General features: G+C 64.1%; 12 protein-coding genes and 1 pseudogene. 7 read left to right on the plus strand and 6 right to left on the minus strand.

The features are described from left to right. Nucleotides 1–375: 375 nt before the first annotated feature. Nucleotides 376–2163 (minus strand): monovalent cation:proton antiporter-2 (CPA2) family protein, encoded by a 1788-nt coding sequence (locus WM94_RS01280; RefSeq protein WP_024087900.1) that lies wholly within the window; start codon nt 2161–2163, stop codon nt 376–378. 243 nt (nt 2164–2406) lie between these two features. Then, complete coding sequence (locus WM94_RS01285) at nt 2407–3381, minus strand: GlxA family transcriptional regulator (protein WP_031324360.1); 975 nt, start codon at nt 3379–3381, stop codon at nt 2407–2409. 180 nt (nt 3382–3561) lie between these two features. Here WM94_RS01285 and WM94_RS01290 point away from each other — a divergent pair, with 180 nt between their 5' ends. Both WM94_RS01290 and ycaC read left to right on the plus strand, forming a co-directional pair. After that, entirely contained in the window at nt 3562–3924 is a 363-nt protein-coding gene (locus WM94_RS01290; protein WP_013974756.1) for a helix-turn-helix domain-containing protein, read from the plus strand. A gap of 73 nt (nt 3925–3997) precedes the next feature. After that, nucleotides 3998–4624 carry an isochorismate family cysteine hydrolase YcaC gene (gene ycaC / locus WM94_RS01295; protein ID WP_004375560.1) on the plus strand — a complete coding sequence of 209 codons (627 nt, stop codon included), beginning with the start codon at nt 3998–4000 and terminating at the stop codon, nt 4622–4624. 117 nt (nt 4625–4741) lie between these two features. Here ycaC and WM94_RS01300 read toward each other — a convergent pair. After that, a pseudogene (locus tag WM94_RS01300) lies at nt 4742–9790 on the minus strand (AAA family ATPase). A gap of 238 nt (nt 9791–10028) precedes the next feature. Between WM94_RS01300 and WM94_RS01305 the strand changes: the two are divergent. Both WM94_RS01305 and WM94_RS01310 read left to right on the plus strand, forming a co-directional pair. Beyond that, nucleotides 10029–11021, plus strand: coding sequence for a response regulator (locus tag WM94_RS01305; protein WP_039612306.1), 993 nt, complete (start codon nt 10029–10031; stop codon nt 11019–11021). Then, the gene (locus WM94_RS01310; RefSeq protein ID WP_177342340.1) at nt 11018–11386 is read left to right on the plus strand and encodes a response regulator transcription factor; all 369 of its coding nucleotides are present in this window, start codon (nt 11018–11020) and stop codon (nt 11384–11386) included. Before WM94_RS01305 ends, WM94_RS01310 begins: the two co-directional genes overlap by 4 nt. Before the next feature lie 125 nt (nt 11387–11511). Here the strand turns inward: WM94_RS01310 and WM94_RS01315 are convergent, their stop codons facing one another. From WM94_RS01315 to WM94_RS01325, 3 genes are all read right to left on the minus strand, one after another. Further along, entirely contained in the window at nt 11512–13002 is a 1491-nt protein-coding gene (locus WM94_RS01315; protein ID WP_024087897.1) for a YifB family Mg chelatase-like AAA ATPase, read from the minus strand. 162 nt (nt 13003–13164) lie between these two features. Continuing rightward, entirely contained in the window at nt 13165–13518 is a 354-nt protein-coding gene (locus tag WM94_RS01320) for a gamma-glutamylcyclotransferase family protein (protein WP_023662910.1), read from the minus strand. Then, nucleotides 13519–13785 (minus strand): accessory factor UbiK family protein, encoded by a 267-nt coding sequence (locus WM94_RS01325; RefSeq protein ID WP_015272255.1) that lies wholly within the window; start codon nt 13783–13785, stop codon nt 13519–13521. A 402-nt stretch (nt 13786–14187) separates the two neighbouring features. On the opposite strand from WM94_RS01325, the gene glnK reads away from it, so the two are divergent. The 3 genes from glnK to sutA all read left to right on the plus strand — a co-directional run bounded on the left by glnK (nt 14188) and on the right by sutA (nt 16663). Beyond that, nucleotides 14188–14526, plus strand: coding sequence for a P-II family nitrogen regulator (gene glnK / locus WM94_RS01330; protein WP_002555808.1), 339 nt, complete (start codon nt 14188–14190; stop codon nt 14524–14526). Nucleotides 14527–14572: 46 nt separating this feature from the next. Then, nucleotides 14573–15904 (plus strand): ammonium transporter, encoded by a 1332-nt coding sequence (locus WM94_RS01335; protein WP_015272254.1) that lies wholly within the window; start codon nt 14573–14575, stop codon nt 15902–15904. A gap of 429 nt (nt 15905–16333) precedes the next feature. Next, nucleotides 16334–16663, plus strand: a complete 330-nt coding sequence (sutA, locus tag WM94_RS01340) for a transcriptional regulator SutA (RefSeq protein ID WP_013974748.1) — start codon at nt 16334–16336, stop codon at nt 16661–16663. The last annotated feature ends 35 nt before the right edge of the window (nt 16664–16698 follow it).

Consider the following 16698-nt stretch of genomic DNA (forward strand, 5'->3'; position numbering starts at 1 on the left):
CACGCGAAGGGTGGCGGCTGCACGCGGGGTGGAAAGCCAGGCTATCGGAACCCCGGCAGGCCATTCGGCCTCCCGCGCGCAGCTGCCATGACAACAGCTATTCCGATTTACCTGCCGGGTTTCCACACCCGATCGCTGAACCGACAGCGACCCGGCAAGCCTAGAGAGCAGGCTTTCCCCGGACAATCAGACGGGCTTCGACACGGTGCGTAGGATAATTCGTCAGATGGTATGGCTGAGTAGGAAATGGCTCGCAACGAAGTAGGATGCTGCTGATATTTTTGTGCACTGGGGCCGCGCAGCGGACCCAGACAATCTCAAGCCAAAAATACAAAAGAGGGCCTGAGCCCTCTTCCTGAATCGATGCGCCAACCCTCAATCCGCATCCGAATCAAACAACCGCTCCAACTCCGCCCGGGCCTCCTTGGCCGTCTGCATCACCTTGGCCCGGTCATCACGCACCTGCCCCTGGGCCACCAGCACCTCTTCATCATGCTGGGTAAACCGCGCAATCCGGTCCGCCGCCTGCGCCTCGCTCAACCCCAACCCCACCAATGCCCGGCGGGTCATCTCCAGGCTGGAGTAGAACGTCTCGCGAATCGGCTCGGCGCCGACATCCGCCAACTTGTGCACATGCTGGCGGTTACGCGCGCGGGCCAGCACTTTCAGGTGCGGGTACAGGCGTTTCACCCGTTCCGCCGTGTGAATGGCAGCTTCCGGGTCATCGATGGTGATGATGAAGTATTCCGCCTCGCCCACCTTGGCGGCATGCAGCACCTCGGGGCGCAGCGGGTCGCCGTAGAACACGGGTACCTGTTCGAACATACGGGTCATCTCGATGGTGTCCACCGAGGTTTCCAGGGCAATGAACGGAACTTTCTGTGCCCGCAGGATGCGCGCGACGATCTGGCCCATGCGGCCCATGCCGACGATCACCACCCGTGGCGTGTCAGCCTGGATCTGCTTGTAATGCTCCGGCACCTCACGCGCCGGTTGCGGGCGCTTGAGGGCGTGGGCGCAGCCAATCATCAGCAGCGGGGTAATGGCCATCGACAGGGTGATGGTCATCAGCAGCAGGTCGTAGGTCTGGGTGTCGAACAAGCCTTGGTCCTTGCCCAGCTTGAACACCACGAAGGCAAATTCGCCACCGGCAGCCAGCACCATGCCCAGGCGCAGGGCGCTGGCGCTGTTCAGACCACCGGCCAGGCGCCCGACGCCGATCAGCAGTACCAGCTTAACGGCCACCAGCAGCAGGGTCAGGCCCAGCACCACCAAAGGCATTTCCAGCAGCAGGCGCAGGTTGGCGCCCATGCCGACGCTGATGAAGAACAGCCCCAGCAGCAGGCCCTTGAACGGTTCGATCTGCGATTCCAGTTCGTGGCGGTATTCCGAGTCGGCCAGCAGCAGGCCGGCGAGGAAGGCACCCAGGGCCATGGAAATGCCGGCTTCTTCCATCAGCCAGGCAGTGCCGATCACAACCAGCAGCGCGGTGGCGGTGGACACTTCCGGCAGGCCGGTGCGGGCCACGGTGCGGAATACCGGGCGCAGCAGGTAGCGGCCACCGACGATGACCACGGCGATGCTGGCGAACACCTTCAGGCCATGCTCCAGGCTGTCGCCGTGGCTGGTGTCCGGGCCACTGGCGGCCAGCAGCGGAACCAATGCGATCAGTGGGATGGCGGCGATGTCCTGGAACAGCAGGATGGCGAACGCCAGGCGGCCGTGCGGGGCGTTGAGCTGCTTGCTTTCGGCCAGGCTCTGCAGGCCAAGGGCGGTGGACGACAGCGCCAGGCCCAGACCGAGCACGATGGCCGCCGGTAGCGTCTGGCTGAAGCCGAACAGGGCGATGGCGCCGATCAGAGCACCGGTCAGCAGCACCTGGGCGGTGCCGACGCCGAATACGGACTTGCGCATCAGCCACAGGCGCTTGGGCGACAGCTCGAGGCCGATGATGAACAGCAGCAGGACCACGCCCAGCTCGGAAATGTGCGCCACGCTTTCGGTATCGCGGATCAGGCCCAGCGCCTGCGGGCCGATGATCACGCCGGCAAGCAGGTAACCGAGCACGGCCCCCAGGTGCAGGCGCTTGGCCAGGGGGACGGCGAGGACAGCGGCGAGCAGGAAGATCACCGCGGTTTGCAGAAGGCTGCCTTCGTGTGGCATTGGCTCGTACTCCATGAGCTGCCGGGGCAGCGTTAGATCAGTTTGGCGGACAATTCTGGGGGAATGGGAGAGTGCCAGACAATCTGCTGAGAGGAAGACACATTGTCCTGAATCAGGTGACAGTCGTGCCGGCCTCTTCGCGGGTGAACCCGCTCCCACAGGTACAGCGGTGTCTTCAAGCCTGCGCAACACCTGTGGGAGCGGGTTCACCCGCGAAGAGGCCGGCACAGGAAATCTGCATACTCAACTGCCACCAAACTGCGCCCGATACTGCGCCGGCGTCATGCCAATCCGCTCGCAGAAAACCTTGCGCAAATGCCGGTCACTGCCAAACCCGCACTGCGCAGCCACTACCTTCAACGGCAGGTCGCTGCTTTCCAGCAGCTTGCGCGCGCGGTCGATGCGTGCGTTCTGCAAGTATTGCAGCGGCGTGATGCCCACCTCGCGTTGAAAGGTGCGGGCGAAGTTGCGCCCACTCATGGCTACCAGGTCGGCCATTTTCTGCACGGTGAAGGCTTGCTCGATATGGTCGACGATGTACGCCTGCACCCGTGCAATCGGCGAATCATCCCGCGGTACAGCCGCCAGCAGTGGCCCGTAGGGTGTCTGCCCGCCCTGGCGATGGCGGGCGACCAGCAGCACCTTGGCCACTTCCAGGGCCAGCGCCTTGCCGTGGTCCTCGGCCACCACTGCCAGTGCCAGGTCGATGCCTGCGGTGATGCCGCCCGAGGTAATCAGGCAACGGTCGATCACGTAGATCTGCTCTGTCTCGACCTTCGCCTCGGGGAACGCTTGTGCCAGGCGCTCCACGTAGTTCCAGTGGGTGGTGCAGCGATAGCCGTCCAGCAGCCCGGCCCGGCCCAGCAGGAATACCCCGGTGCATATTGCACCAAAACGTTTGGCCCGGCGCACGGCCTGGGGCAGCCAGCGCTCGATGCCTGGCAGGGCGATGTCATAGGCGCCCGGGCCGCCTGGCACCAGCAACAGGTCGACGGATTCCGGCAAATCCTCCAGACGCAGGTCGGCTACCACTTTCAACCCGCAGGAGCCGCGCACCGCTGCCTGCCCTTCGGCCAGGGTCAGCAGCCGGTACTTCCGCTCGGCAGGAAGGAAGCGGTTAGCAATGGCAAACGCGTCCATGGGCCCGGTCACGTCCAGCAACAGCACATCATTGAACAACACCATGGCCACGGTGCGGTGGGCGGGTTTTTCCTGCATCGCTCTTATGCCTTGAATGCCGGCCGCCACCAGCGGCCCGAAGCTGAATACGAAACGCATCTTAAGGTATCGGCAAAACCGTCAGGGCCAGCAGCGCGCAATTAACAACAATTCAGGTTTGGCTCAGGACTTTGTCATGTGCCGGAGGCGAGACTTTCTGCATTGAACAGGAGAGCCGCCATGCACCCCGGGACGCCCCAAGCGCCGCTGCAAACCCCCGGCGCACTGACGCCGGCGCGCTTGCGCCGGGCCAAGGAACTGATGTTGCACAGCCCGTTGTCGATCATCGAAATCGCCGGGTTATGCAATCTCACCCGCAGCCACTTCTCGCGCGCGTTCAAGGTCAACACCGGCCTCTCGCCCCAGGCGTGGCGCCTGCTGGCACGCATGGAAAAGGCCAAGCGCCTGCTCGCCACCGAGGCGCCGATCACCCACGTGAGCCTGGAATGCGGCTTCTGCGACCAGGCCCATTTCACCCGCGCCTTCAGCCGCCTGGTCGGCCAGCCGCCCAAGGCCTGGCGCCAGGCGCAGGCCCATCCTTAAGCCGAACCTATCCGCCGGTATAGCCCCTTGTGGACAGTGCCGGCCCGTTTTCCCAACCCAAGGAGTCACCCCGATGAGCCAACCCGATTACAAGCGCCTGAACAAAGACGACGCCGTGGTGCTGCTGGTCGACCACCAGACCGGCCTGATTTCGTTGGTGCAGGACTTCTCGCCCAACGAGTTCAAGAACAACGTGCTGGCCCTGGGCGACCTGGCCAAGTTCTTCGGCCTGCCGACCATCCTCACCACCAGCTTCGAGCAAGGCCCGAACGGCCCGCTGGTGCCCGAGCTGAAAGAGATGTTCCCGGATGCGCCGTACATTGCCCGCCCTGGCCAGATCAACGCCTGGGACAACGAAGACTTCGTCAAGGCGATCAAGGCCACTGGTCGCAAGCAGCTGATCATCGCAGGCGTGGTGACCGATGTTTGCGTGGCGTTCCCGACCCTGTCGGCGCTGGCGGAAGGTTTTGAAGTGTTCGTGGTGACCGATGCTTCGGGCACCTTCAACGAAACCGTGCAGCAGGCGGCCTGGGTGCGCATGACCCAGGCGGGTGCACAGATGATGAACTGGTTCTCGGTGGCCTGTGAGCTGCACCGCGACTGGCGCAACGACATCGAAGGGCTGGGTAACCTGCTGTCGCAGCGCATTCCCAACTACCGCAACCTGATGAACAGCTATGCGGCCCTGAGCGCCCGTTGATGTAAACCTGTAACGGCCCCTTCGCGGGTGAACCCGCTCCCACAGGAACCGTGCAGTTCTCAGGCTGTGCACTATCCCTGTGGGAGCGGGTTCACCCGCGAAAGGGCCGGTACAGGCTCAAGAAGGATTCACGGGCAGCGTAAAGCGAATCCGACACCCCCCCAACTCCGACACCAGCGCCAGCAACTGCCCACCATGGGCCTGCACCACCGAGTTGCAGATCGCCAAGCCCATCCCCATGCCGCCGATCTTGGTGGTATGAAACGCATCGAACACTCGTTCGCGCTCATCCGCTGCAATCCCCGGTCCGTTGTCGTCTACGCAGATTTCCACCTCATTCCCGACCACCGCCGACGCAATTCGCAGCACCCCATCGCTGCGATACCCCGCCAGCGCCTCCAGGCCATTGGTAATCAGGTTGAACACCAACTGCTGCAACTGCACCGGGTCGGCCATCACGCTCACCCCCGCCTGCAAGCGCATCTGCACGTCCACCGGGCCCTTGGCGGCATCGGCCGATGTAAGGCGCACCACTTCGCGGATCAACTCGTCCAGCTTCACCACCTTGAGTTGCATCGGTGACTGCTTGGCCAGCGAGCGTAGCGCACGCACGATGTTGGCGGCCCGTTCGCTGTCGTTGCGGATGTCTTCCAGGCCGGCAATCGCCTCTTCCAGGTCGGGCTTGGCGCGCTTCAGCCAGCGCAGGCTGGCAGCGGCGTTGGAGGCTATGCCCAGCAGCGGCTGGCTGATCTCATGGGCGATGGACGCGGACAGCTCGTTCATCACCTGCAAGTGCGACGTGCGCGCCAATTCCGCGCGGGAGCGGCGCAACTCGGCCTCCATCTGGGCGCGGGTCTGGTTGTCTTCGGCCAGGCGTGTGTAGAACTTGGCGGTTTGCAGCGACACCGCTGCCTGCGAGGCGAGTATTTCCAGCATGGCCAGGCGCTGGCCGCCGAACAGGTTCGGCACCAGGCGGTTTTCCAGTTACACCAGGCCGATCAGCACGCCCTGGATCACCAGCGGCAGGCACAGCACCGAACGGGCCTTGCGCGCCTGCAACTGCTGGCGGAAGGCCTCGGGGCAATCGCTCTGGGCATCGTTGAGCACCAGGGGCTTCTTGGTGCGCATGGTGGCGTTGATGATCGACAGCGGTGCCTGGGTCATGAACTTCTGGCAGTCGTCCATGCTCACGTGCAGCCCGGCGTCGTCGATGTAGGCGAGGGCAGCCATCTGGAATTCGGCACCGCTGACGATCAGCAGCGCACCGTGGTCGGCGCCGGAATGCTGGGTCAGGTGGCCCATCAGGGTTTCGATAAGGCCTTCGAGCAGCACTTCCTCGGACAGCGCCCGTGCTGCCTCGATGCCGGCTTCCAGGTCGAGCTTGGCCTGGTGGGTTGCGCGTTGGCTTTCCTGGATTGGCTGGGTGCGCAGGAACGGGTGCAACGCCTCCAGCTGGTGCACCTTGCCGGTCGCGCCCCAGATATGGAAACAGTCGCGGGCGATGCGCAGGTGCAGGTTGGCGCCAGAGATCAGGCCGCTGGGGATACATACTTCGGCCAACTGCTCGTGGGCCAGCGCCTGCTCGTGGATGAAGCCGGCGGCGGTGGCGGCGATCTGTGCCTGGTCGAAGCAGCGGATGGCGGCCAAGCCGTCACCTTCGAGCTTGGCGATCACACCTTCGATCAGCAACAGCTTGTTGCGGAAGGTGGCCGGGTTGAAGCCGGCCCAGCGGCCGAAGCGCTCGCGCAGGGCGTGTAGTTCGCGCAGCTTGTCGGCAAGGCTGCCAATGGCCTCGGGGCTGCCCAGGGCCAGGCCGCGGAACAGATGATAGTCGGCCAGGTTGATGTGCGCTGGTACCGCCCAGGTGTTGTCCCCGGCCAGTGCCAGGTTGCGCATGGCCTGCGGGATGTTACCCAGGTAGAAGTCGCCCATGCCGGCCATGAGGTATTGGAAGAACCGCGTGGTGGGCGATTTCGAGGCTGTGGCCGAGGCCGGGCAGGGCGTGCAGCTCAATTTGGCGACGAACGCTTGCTGGGCCTGCAGGATCTGCTCGATGTCGCGGTAACCGTAGCGACGCACGGTGGCCAGGCCTTGCGCCAGTTCCTCCACCACGTCCGGCAGGTAGCGGCCCATGAACAGCGAATCGGAAACCAGATGGTTGCAGGCATAGCAGCTCATCGCCAGGTCGCCGCTCAGGCGCCCCGAGTCGACCGCATCCAGTGCGGTACGGCGGGCGAACTCCATGGGCGAGGTCCAGGCGCTGACCTGGTCCAGGGCCAGCAGCGCGCTGGTCAAGTCAGCGTCGAAACCGTGCCGCTCTATCAGCTTGAGCGCAGCCAGGCAGCAAGCGTGGCCATCATGGTAGGCGCCGAAGCGCTCGGCAATCATCACCCCGTACCAGGCCATGCCGTAGGTGCTGCCCGGGGCGACGCCGTGCAGCAGTGACAGCTCCATGAGCTTGGCCAGGTGCAGGAAGCAGATGTCGTCCTTTACGAAAAACGATGACGACAGGGTGGCCAGCAGACTGATGGCAACTGTCACTTCCTCCGAATAGGTGCGCTGCAGCGATTCCAGGCAGTGTCGTCCTTTCTGTTCGACCAAGGTCTGTACATGGGCATGACTGGCTTCGACCTGTTGCCAGTCGCCACCTCGCACCGGGCTCATACCCAGCAAGTCCAGGCCGGAAATGGCGCTGTCGATGGCCGCCTGATAGTCGCCGCGCAAGGTGTACAGCAGCGCCTGCAGGCGGCATACCCGCGCCTGGTCCAACGCCGAGCGCGCGCGCAGGCGGCATTCAGTGATGCGGGCCTCGGCCGCGACCATTCGCGACAGTTGCATGTCGCACTCGGTGGCCATGCAGGCGATGGCAAAGCCATGCGTGGCGCGGCTTTCCAGCGTTGCGCCGCGTTGCAGCAACTGCTCGGCCGTGTGCAGGTAGCCAGCCGATTGTTCGAACGCGCCGCCATCGCGTGCGCGTGCTGCTGCCTCGCGTAAAAGCTGCAGAAAAGCTTCGCATTCATCCGCTGCAAACCCGCATGGGCTGGCGCGTTGCAGCTGGTTGGCAAGCTCGAACAGTACCTCGTGCAGGCGCCCCGGCCAGGCCTGGCGCATGGCCTGGGCAATACGTGCATGCAGTTGGGCACGTGCGCGCGCTGGCGTGAGAGCGTACGCAGCTTCCATTACCCGTTCATGGGCGAAGCCCAGGCCGTTCTGGCCCGGTTGCAGGAAACCCGCGCCAATCAAGGCTTTCAACGGCTCGCCGGGCGCTTGAGAGAGTACCTGGTGAAGCAGGCGTTCATCACAGCGGCTGCCAGCCGCACTGACCACCCGCAGCAGGTCGCGCTGCGGCTCGGGCAGGCGCACCAGGCGGTGGATCATCAGATCGGCAACATTGTCGGAATAGCGGTGGCGGGCCACGGCCTGCAGGCACCATGACCAGCGCATGGCCTGGGTATCGAAGGTGAACAGCTGGTCCTCGACCATGGCCCGGAGGATCTGATTGATGAAGAACGGATTGCCCGCAGTCTTGTCGTGTACCAGTTCGGCCACCTGCAATGCGTCCTCGGGGCCGACGTGGTAGCGCTCGCCGATCAACTCGGTCACCGCGCTCACCGCCAGGGGCCGCAGGTTCAGCGTGGTGCTGCGCACCGCTGCGGGCAGGGCAAGGGGTGTACTGCTGGCTGGCGCATCACTGCGCCGGGCGAAGATCAGCAACAGGTTGCCGGGCGCGTGAGCCAGAAGTTGCGCCAGCAGTTGCTGGCTGGAGTCGTCGACCCAATGCATGTCATCGAAGAACAGCACCAGCGACTGGTCGGGGCGGCTGAATACCTGCAGGAATTCGACGATCGCCCGCAGCTCCTTCTGCAGCGCCAGACGCGTGGGCTTGGCCGGCAACTCGGGCAAGGGGCCGAGGATCAATTGCAGGTCTGGTGCCAGCTTGCCGAGCAGCCGGCCGTGGCCTTTGATACGGCGCAGAATCTCGTAGCGCAAGGCGTCGAGGTCCCGGCTGTTCTTGGCCAGCAACTGGGTGGTCAGCGCGCCGAGAATTTCGACCCAGGGCGCGTAGGGCAAGGCCTGGGCAACGCCGTTGCACTTGCCGATGGCCCAGTAACCCTGGGCGTTGGCCCTGAGCGCTGCCTCGACCAGGCTCGACTTGCCCATGCCCGTAGCCCCGTTGATGAACAGGGCTTGTGGCTTGCTGTCACGGCGCTGTGCCTTGAGCAGCAGGGCGATGGCCTTCTGTTCGGCACTGCGGCCATACAGGCGTGCGCGGTCGGGCGTCATCGGGTCGGCACAGCCTGGTTCGAAGGCCTCCATGGACTTGCTGGCGGCCCACTGTCGCTGGCAATAGGCCAAGTCCACCGCCAGGGCGCGAGCACTCTGGTAGCGGGCGTCCGGCTCTTTGGCCAAGGCCTTGGCCAGGATCCGGCTGAGAGGTTGCGGCACATTGCTGTCCACTTCGCAGGCCGCTCGTGGCTGCACGCCGGCATGCAGCTGGCGCCAGTGCTGGGTGTCGCGCCCGGCCAGAGGCAATTCGCCCAGCAGTAGCTGGTAAAGGATCGCGCCCAGGGCATAGATGTCGGTGCGTCGGTCGCTGCTGCTGCCGTGCGGGCAGACCTGTTCAGGCGCCAGGTAAGCCCAGTTGCCGAGCGGGGTGCCTTGTTCGCTGATCAGTTCCGCCGGGTCGGCGCGAAAGCAGCCCAGTCGCACTCGCTGGTCCGCGCGCAGGCACACATGTTCGGGCTGCAGCGCGCCGTGCAGCACATTGCGTTCGTGTGCCTGGGCCAAGGCAGTGGCTGCATTCACCGCAATCTCGAGAAACGGCGCCAGGGCGGCAGGGCCCTCTGCGATAAGGTCGGCGATGGAGCGGCCGGCCGGGTACACCAGCAGGGGGCCTTCGGCCGAGCGCACGAACGCCGAGGGGATCACCGCCCATTGCGGGTCGAGTTGCAGGCGGTAGTCGCGTTCCAGGCGCTGGCAGGCGGCGGGGACCTCGCGCGGGGCGCGCACGGCGATCCATGCCTGGTCGGTGGCTGGATCGCGAAGGCGGAAGTAACTGAGTTCACCTTCCTGGCCCAGCGCGTTGATGTCACACCGGTTCAGCCAACCCTCGTCGACGGACTGGTCGTAATCGATGGGCCTGTGGGCAAGGCGTTCATCGAGCATAAGGCACCCCTGCTAGCGACATCCTGACGCACGAGTATACGCAGCGGACCCAGCAGGGATGCGGGCTGCAGGCTGCTTGGCAGGAAAGGGTACGCAGTTGTCCGTTATCGTCCCCTGGGGGCTGGCGGGCTTTTGTATAGTCCTCAGGCCAACCTATCCCTCGGGATAATTGTCTGAAGGCGTACCCTGGCCTAGGCTGCCCTGGGCTGGGAAACGCCCGTGCCCGCGCGAGGAAGCCATGATCCGAATAGGTAATGCCCAGGTGTCGCTGGAGCGGCGCGAAGCCTTTGTTGACGGTAAGCCTGTCCTGTTGGGGGGGCGGGCATTCGAAGTGCTGGCGACGCTGATCAAGGCCAAGGGGCGGGTGGTCGACAAGGACGAACTGTTCAGCCAGGTGTGGGCCGGCACGGTAGTCGAGGACAACAACCTGCAGGTGCAGGTGTCCTTGCTGCGCAAGGCCTTTGGCGACCGGGGCCTGATCCAGACCGTGCCACGCCGGGGCTACCGCCTGGCCGCCGAGATCAGCCTCGAGTTGCCTGGCAAGGCGGCGGGCAAATCGCCGCTGTGCGCCGCGGCCGAACCTGTCGAGTTGTTCGATGAGCACTTGAACGTGCCGGTGCTGGTGGTGGATGACGACCCGTCGGTGCGCACGGCGTTGGGCCGCCTGCTGCGCTCGCAGGACATTCCGCATCATTTGTTCGCCAGTGCCGAGGCGTTGTTCGAGGCCCGCCTGGAAACCCCCTATGCCTGCCTGTTGCTGGACATGCACCTGCCCGATACCAGCGGCCTGGAAGTCCAAGATGCGCTGCGCCGACTTGCGCTGCCCTGGCCGATCGTGTTCATGACCGGCTTCGGCACCATCCCGATGACCGTCCAGGCCATGCGTGCCGGAGCCGTGGAGTTCCTGACCAAACCGTTCGACGAAGACCAGCTGCTGACACTGCTGCAGGCGGTGCGCACGCGTGCCGTGGCCGAAGGGCGCAAGTGGCACCATGCGCGGCAGGTCGAGGAAAAGTACCAGCGCCTGACCCAGCGCGAGCGCCAGGTGTTCTCGCTGGTGGTCGGTGGCCTGTCGCACAAGCAGATCGCCAGGCAGATCGGCACCAGCGAGGTGACGACCAAGGTGCACAAGAAAAACATCATGAACAAGATGCAGTCCCGCTCGCTGCTTGAACTGGTGGCCATGCACAACGTTATCGGGGCGCAGCCTGAGGGCCTGGGCGGCGCATGAGCAGCACTGTGTGCATCGTTGACGACGATGCTTCGGTGCGCAAAAGCCTGGCCAACCTGCTGCGTTCGGCAGGTTTCGAGACCTTGTCTTTTGCTGCCGGGGACCTGTTCCTGGCCTCGGCACTGGCGCGGCAAGCGGGGTGTGTGCTGCTCGACCTGAGGATGCCCGGAATGAGCGGGCTGGCAGTGCAGCGCGAGCTGGCCCGGCTGGAGTGGCGGTTGCCGGTGATCTGCATGTCGGCGCACTGGGATGAAGGGGCGGTGCGGGCGGCGATGGCGCTTGGGGCGCTGGTCTGCCTGGGCAAGCCATTTTCTGAAGAGGTGCTGCTGAAGGTGGTTGAAGATGCTTTGCTGGGCAGCCAGTGAGGTATTCCTGCCCCGGCCCCTTCGCGGGCTTGCCCGCTCCTACAGGGACTGCACAGGCTTTGGGCCGATGTATTCGGTGTGGGAGCTGGCTTGCCTGCGATGGGCTGCAAAGCAGCCCCGGCAATTTAACTGCTCCCCGGCCGGTACTGCAGGGCCTCGGCCAGATGCGCCCGGCCAATTGCCTGGTTACCTTCCAGATCCGCCAGCGTCCGCGCCACCTTCAGTAACCGGTGAGCCGCACGTAACGACAGGGTCAGCCGCTCACAGGCCCCCTCCAACCAGGCCTGGTCCGCCGCCGCCAACCCACAATGGCAGCGCAACCCCTCAAGGTCGAGAAATGCATTCGCACACCCTTGCCGCCGCTGTTGCAGTTCACGTGCCTCGGCTACCTTGGCCGCCACATCGGCACTGGTCTCGCCGCAGGGCTGGTTGTTCAGCGTGGTGCTCTCCCGGGCCACGGTCAGGTGCAGGTCGATACGGTCCAGCAATGGCCCGGACAGCTTGTTGCGATACCGCGCGATCTGCTCGGTGCTACAGCGGCAGCGGCCAGTGGGGTCGCCCAGGTAGCCGCAAGGGCAGGGGTTCATTGCCGCCACCAACTGGAAACGTGCGGGGAAGCGCACCTTGTCGCGGGCCCGGGCAATCACGATCTCGCCCGACTCCAGCGGTTCGCGCAACACTTCCAGCACGCGACGCTCGAACTCAGGTAGTTCATCCAGAAACAGCACGCCATGGTGGGCGAGGGTGATTTCGCCCGGTTGCGGCCGGCTGCTGCCGCCGACCAGTGCCGGGCCGGAGGCGGAGTGATGCGGATGGCGGAAGGGCCGCTGCGGCCAGCTGCTCAGTGGCGTATGGCCGCTGACCGACTGTATCGCCGCCACTTCCAGTGCTTCGTGCTCGTCCAGTGGTGGCAGCAGCCCCGGCAAGCGGCTGGCAAGCAAGGTCTTGCCGGTACCGGGAGGCCCGGTGAACAACAGGTTGTGCGCCCCGGCCGCCGCTAGCAGCAGCGCACGCTTGGCCGCCAGTTGGCCCTGCACTTCGCTCAGGTCCGGGTACGGACGTTGCTGCAGGATCAGGCCGTTGGCGGCATACGGTGGCAATGGCACCTGGCCGTTCAGGTGGGCGACCAGTTCCAGCAGGTGCCCCACCGCATACACCACCAGCCCGCCTGCCAGGCTGGCTTCCTCGGCATTCTCCCGCGGCACCACCAGCGCCCGGCCTGCTTCGCGTGCCGCCAGTGCTGCGGGCAACACGCCCTGCACCGGGCGCAACTTGCCAGACAGCGCCAGTTCGCCCAGGCATTCGACCTCGGCAAGGGTGGCCGTTGGTACCTGGCCATCGGCGGCGAGGATACCCAGGGCAATTGCCAGGTCATAGCGCCCGCCATCCTTGGGCAGGTCGGCGGGGGCGAGGTTCTGGGTGATGCGCCGCTGCGGGTAGTTCAAACCGGAGTTGACGATGGCGCTGCGTACCCGGTCCTTGCTCTCTTTGACCGTGGTTTCCGGCAGACCGACCAGCGTGAGATGGGGCAAACCGTTGGCCAGGTGGGTTTCGACGCTGACCGCCGGTGCCTGCACGCCCACCTGGGCGCGGCTGTGGACGAGGGCTAGGGACATGGACGCTCCGTTGTCGCTGAAGAGGGCCGCTTCCTGCGGCTTTGCAAGAATAGCGAGCACGGCCCGGACCGGCGAAAGAAGTGTGCGTCCTGGTTTTTCAGGCAGGGTTTTCCCCTGCATTGTCACCCCGTCAGGTTCGTGCCTGCTGTGCGCCGGAAGGGCTCAGGCGCGTACATAAACCCAGGCGGTCAGGCCCGATGCGAGCGTTACGGCCACGCGCTTGTAGTCTGCGACTTCATAGCGATCCGCCGCTGCCAGCTCTTCTTCGCTGATCTGGAAGACCATGCCGGCCACGCTGTCGTCTGCCTGGCTGCTGGGAGCGACGATAGGGTGATGGGACTTGCCGCTGGCTGCCAGCACGGCCGGGTCGGTGATCTCGACCCAGTCCTGGCGGTAGCCCAGCATGCGGTCGGCCTGGCCGCTCAGTTCGCGGCCGAAGTTGGCGAGCTGCACGGCTTTGTCCTGCAAGGTGCCGTAGGAAAACAACAGTACCGGGTATGCGCTGGAGGGTTGCATTCACTCATCCTGTGGGGTCGGGTTCAGCCGGGCTTCCAGCTCGGCCACTTGTTTTTCCAAAGCCTCCAGGCGTGCGCGGGTGCGCGCCAGTACGACCATCTGGCTGTCGAATTCTTCGCGGCTGACCAGGTCCAGCTTGCTGAAGGCACCTTGCATCAGCACCTTGAACTGACTTTCCAGTTCGGCGCGGGGCTGGGCGGTATCGCTGCTGAACAGGCGCGATGCCTGGTCGCTCAGGGCATCGAGAAGGGCTTTGGGCGCGAGCATGGGGCTGTCCACTGATACTGGGAAATGGCCGGCAGTGTAACACGCATGCATGAGCATCCGGCCTCGTCGCTGGCTCCTACAGAAAGCAGCGCTCATCTGAAACTGCACATTTTTCGAGCGATGCAGCAGGTCGAGGTGCACCGAAATTGTGCATGTTTCCCATGCTGGCGACTGGCCAATCCCGACTGATTCACATAACTCCCTGTTTTCCCGAGCTTTGACGGAACTGGCAAGGTTTCTGCAAAGACCAGTGCGAGCCATGCACTGATGCAGTTCCTTGTGACCAGGCAGTGCGCACGCGGAGCCGGATGCCGACGACGCGTTACAAAGCCAACCGCTGCGCTTAGACTTGAGACGGGTTTGTTTTCCTGGGGCAAGTCCACCAAATCGGGAGAGAGTTTCATGAAGCTAGTCACAGCCATCATCAAGCCGTTCAAGCTGGACGACGTGCGCGAGTCGCTGTCGGAAATCGGCGTGCAGGGCATCACCGTCACCGAAGTCAAAGGTTTCGGTCGGCAGAAGGGCCACACCGAGCTGTATCGCGGTGCTGAATATGTGGTCGATTTCCTGCCCAAGGTGAAGATCGATGTCGCCATCGATGACAAGGACCTTGATCGGGTAATCGAAGCCATCACCAAGGCAGCCAACACCGGCAAGATCGGTGACGGCAAGATTTTCGTGGTGAATCTGGAGCAGGCGATCCGTATCCGTACCGGCGAAACCGATACCGACGCGATCTAAGCAGCAACAAAGCCTCACCAAACCCAACGCCCCAGGAGAAAACAACATGACTCTGCGTAAGATCGCAGGGCTAGGAGCCCTATTGTCCCTCGTAATGCCCGGGCTTGCCCTGGCAGAGGAAGCTGCCCCAGCGCTGAACTCCGGCGACACCGCCTGGATGCTCACCGCAACGGCGCTGGTGCTGTTCATGACCATTCCGGGCCTGGCCCTGTTCTATGGCGGCATGGTGCGATCCAAGAACGTGCTGTCGGTGATGATGCAGTGCTTTGCAATCACTGGCCTGATGAGCATTCTCTGGGTCGTCTACGGCTACAGCATGGCCTTCGATACCACTGGTATGGAAAAGGGCGTGCTCAACTTCAATTCCTTCGTCGGCGGCTTCTCCAAGGCGTTCCTCAGCGGCGTCACGCCCTCGAACCTGACCTCGGCTGCCGCGCTGTTCCCTGAAGCGGTATTCATCACCTTCCAGATGACCTTCGCCATCATCACCCCGGCGCTGATCGTCGGTGCCTTCGCCGAGCGCATGAAGTTCTCCGCGATGCTGGTGTTCATGGGCATCTGGTTCACCCTGGTCTACGCGCCGATCGCGCACATGGTCTGGAGCGGTGACGGTGCACTGATGTGGGACTGGGGCGTGCTGGACTTCGCTGGCGGCACCGTAGTGCACATCAATGCCGGTATCGCTGGCCTGGTCTGCTGCCTGGTGCTGGGCAAGCGCAAGGGCTACCCGACCACCCCGATGGCTCCGCACAACCTGGGCTATACCCTGATGGGCGCGGCCATGCTGTGGGTCGGCTGGTTCGGCTTCAACGCAGGCTCTGCCGCGGCTGCCAACGGCACCGCCGGCATGGCCATGCTGGTGACTCAGATCGCCACCGCCGCCGCGGCCCTGGGCTGGATGTTCGCCGAGTGGATCGGTCACGGTAAACCGAGCGCCCTGGGCATCGCTTCGGGTGTGGTCGCCGGCCTGGTCGCCATCACCCCGGCTGCCGGTACCGTAGGCCCCATGGGTGCCCTGGTGATCGGCCTGGTCTCGGGTGTGGTCTGCTACTTCTGCGCCACCAGCCTCAAGCGCAAGCTGGGCTATGACGACTCCCTGGACGCCTTCGGCGTGCACGGCATCGGCGGTATCGTCGGCGCCATCCTTACCGGTGTGTTCGCAGCTCCGGCGCTGGGCGGCTTCGGTGCCGTCACCGACATCGGCATGCAGGTCTGGATCCAGGCCAAGGGCGTGATCTTCACCGTGGTCTACACCGCCATCGTCACCTACGTGATTCTCAAGGTGCTTGATGTGGTGATGGGCCTGCGGGCAAGCGAAGAAGAAGAGTCTGTCGGCCTCGACCTGGCTCAGCACAACGAGCGCGGCTACAACCTGTAACTGCGACGCGGTAAAAACTTGCCCGGCTTGCCGGGCATTTTTTTGCCAGATTTTTAGCATTTCCCGCACGGCAAACGGTTTATCCGACACGTTCGCGACGTAGGCGGAAATCTTACAAAACGCAGAGCATTCATGGTGCTTTGCTTTTTCTGCTGGCGCGCTAGAATGCGCGCCGAAGGGTGTTTGACGAGTAGTCCACACGCTTCGCCAGCCTTTGCTAGGCTTGCCAATAGCGTGTGGCCAGCAGGGGCTAAAGGATTTGTCAGGTCCTGCCAGGAGCAGGGTCTGCTGGGTGCCGCCTCCCATCAGGAGCGCCGACCCTAGGGCAGTGGCCTAACCCACGGCCAGTTGAATTTTCACTGGTGGCTGCCGGTCTACGGCTGCACTGGTCTATAACTAACCTGCTTTTCGCAAGTCATGAGGTAGAACATGAGCGACGACGATCTGGAAAATGATGACCTCGAAGTAGGCGACGAAGACGAGGGCGATGAAGGCCTCGAAGCGGCAGCTGATGATGGTGCCGAAGACGCTGGCGATGACGACAGCAGCCCGGCGCCCGCTGCCAAGGGCAAATCCAAGGCGGCGGTCTCGGTAGACGAGATGCCGAGCATGGAAGCCAAGCAGAAGGAGCGTGACGCCCTGGCCAAGGCCATGGAAGAGTTCCTCGCTCGCGGCGGCAAGGTTCAGGAAGTCGAGGCCAACGTGGTCGCCGATCCGCCCAAGAAGCCGGATAACAAGTACGGCAGCCGCCCTATCTGAGTGGCTGATCGAAAAAAAGCCCGCCGTCGCTGCGG

It is taken from the genome of Pseudomonas sp. ABFPK (genome assembly GCF_001586765.1).
Classification (GTDB): domain Bacteria; phylum Pseudomonadota; class Gammaproteobacteria; order Pseudomonadales; family Pseudomonadaceae; genus Aquipseudomonas; species Aquipseudomonas asiatica.

Coding starts and splice junctions, on each gene's coding strand:
- WM94_RS01280 (WP_024087900.1), bottom strand. CDS start 2,163: ATGCCACACGAAGGCAGCCTTCTGCAAACCGCGGTGATCTTCCTGCTC.
- WM94_RS01285 (WP_031324360.1), bottom strand. CDS start 3,381: ATGCAGGAAAAACCCGCCCACCGCACCGTGGCCATGGTGTTGTTCAAT.
- WM94_RS01290 (WP_013974756.1), top strand. CDS start 3,562: ATGCACCCCGGGACGCCCCAAGCGCCGCTGCAAACCCCCGGCGCACTG.
- ycaC (WP_004375560.1), top strand. CDS start 3,998: ATGAGCCAACCCGATTACAAGCGCCTGAACAAAGACGACGCCGTGGTG.
- WM94_RS01305 (WP_039612306.1), top strand. CDS start 10,029: ATGATCCGAATAGGTAATGCCCAGGTGTCGCTGGAGCGGCGCGAAGCC.
- WM94_RS01310 (WP_177342340.1), top strand. CDS start 11,018: ATGAGCAGCACTGTGTGCATCGTTGACGACGATGCTTCGGTGCGCAAA.
- WM94_RS01315 (WP_024087897.1), bottom strand. CDS start 13,002: ATGTCCCTAGCCCTCGTCCACAGCCGCGCCCAGGTGGGCGTGCAGGCA.
- WM94_RS01320 (WP_023662910.1), bottom strand. CDS start 13,518: ATGCAACCCTCCAGCGCATACCCGGTACTGTTGTTTTCCTACGGCACC.
- WM94_RS01325 (WP_015272255.1), bottom strand. CDS start 13,785: ATGCTCGCGCCCAAAGCCCTTCTCGATGCCCTGAGCGACCAGGCATCG.
- glnK (WP_002555808.1), top strand. CDS start 14,188: ATGAAGCTAGTCACAGCCATCATCAAGCCGTTCAAGCTGGACGACGTG.
- WM94_RS01335 (WP_015272254.1), top strand. CDS start 14,573: ATGACTCTGCGTAAGATCGCAGGGCTAGGAGCCCTATTGTCCCTCGTA.
- sutA (WP_013974748.1), top strand. CDS start 16,334: ATGAGCGACGACGATCTGGAAAATGATGACCTCGAAGTAGGCGACGAA.